The sequence below is a fragment of the Roseovarius conchicola genome, from assembly GCF_041403425.1.
In the GTDB taxonomy this organism is placed as follows: Bacteria; Pseudomonadota; Alphaproteobacteria; order Rhodobacterales; family Rhodobacteraceae; genus Roseovarius; species Roseovarius conchicola.
In genome coordinates, this window is record NZ_JBGEHK010000023.1 from 1 (window position 1) to 1,087 (window position 1,087).

The 1,087-nt window shown below is 57.5% G+C and carries 1 protein-coding gene; it reads right to left on the reverse strand.

Going from position 1 to position 1,087, the window contains the following annotated elements; genetic code table 11:
- Nucleotides 1-74 precede the first annotated feature (74 nt).
- Nucleotides 75-1,087: IS3 family transposase (locus V6N02_RS22320; protein ID WP_371229938.1), on the reverse strand; the 1,013-nt coding region annotated here is incomplete at its 5' end.

Consider the following 1,087-nt stretch of genomic DNA (forward strand, 5'->3'; position numbering starts at 1 on the left):
TGTCCGTCGTCAGGGATTTTGGGACAGATGGCGGCCTGAGCTAAGAGAGGGTCTGGCGCATCTGGTTGTTGTGATTATGCGGCGGATTTGCGGTGGAGCAAGCGTCGCGTTTCGATGGTCTTTCGTTTGATCCTTTCTCGTTGTTTCAGAATGGTCTGGCCGCGCCCGAAGTAGACATCGGCCGGGGTGAGGTTTTGCAGGCTCTCGTGATAGCGCTGGTGATTGTAGTGATCGACAAAGGCATCGATCTGTTGCCTGAGATCACCGGGCAGGTAGTAGTTTTCCAGCAAGATGCGGTTCTTCAAGGTCTGGTGCCATCGCTCGATCTTGCCCTGAGTTTGCGGGTGATACGGAGCGCCGCGCACATGGTCCATCTGCTGATCTTCCAGCCAATCGGCCAAGTCGCCGGAGATGTAACTGGAGCCGTTGTCACTGAGCAGTCTTGGCTTGTGTAGGACCGTCGCCTGATCGCAGCCCGAGGCCTTTAGCGCCAAGTCCAGCGTATCGGTCACATCACCCGCCTTCATCGTCGTGCAGAGCTTCCAGGCGATGATGTAGCGACTGAAGTCGTCGAGGATCGTCGAGAGATAGAACCATCCCCAGCCGATGACCTTCAGGTAAGTGAAGTCGGTCTGCCAGAGCTGGTTTGGCCGCGTGGTCTTGTCCTTGAACTCATCCGCCGCTGACAGGACCACATAGGCCGGGCTGGTGATCAGGTCGTAGGACTTGAGGATGCGATAGACCGAAGCCTCTGACACAAAGTACTTTTCCGTGTCGGTGAAGCGCACGGCTAGCTCCCGCGGCGACAGATCACTTTCCTTCAGGGCCAGGTCCTTGATCTTCTCGCGGACAGGTTCCGGGATACGATTCCAGACCCGTGACGGCCTGGGGCGGCGATCCTCCAGGGCTTCGGGACCACCGGCCAGATACCGATCATACCAGCGATAGAAGGTGGTCTTGGGGATACCCAGCTTGTCCAAGGTGCGCTTGGTCGGCAGATGTGACCGCTCAACCAACCGGATGATCTCGAGTTTCTCGGATGCGGGATACCTCATTCGTCGTCGTCCCCATCCGCGATCATGCTTTT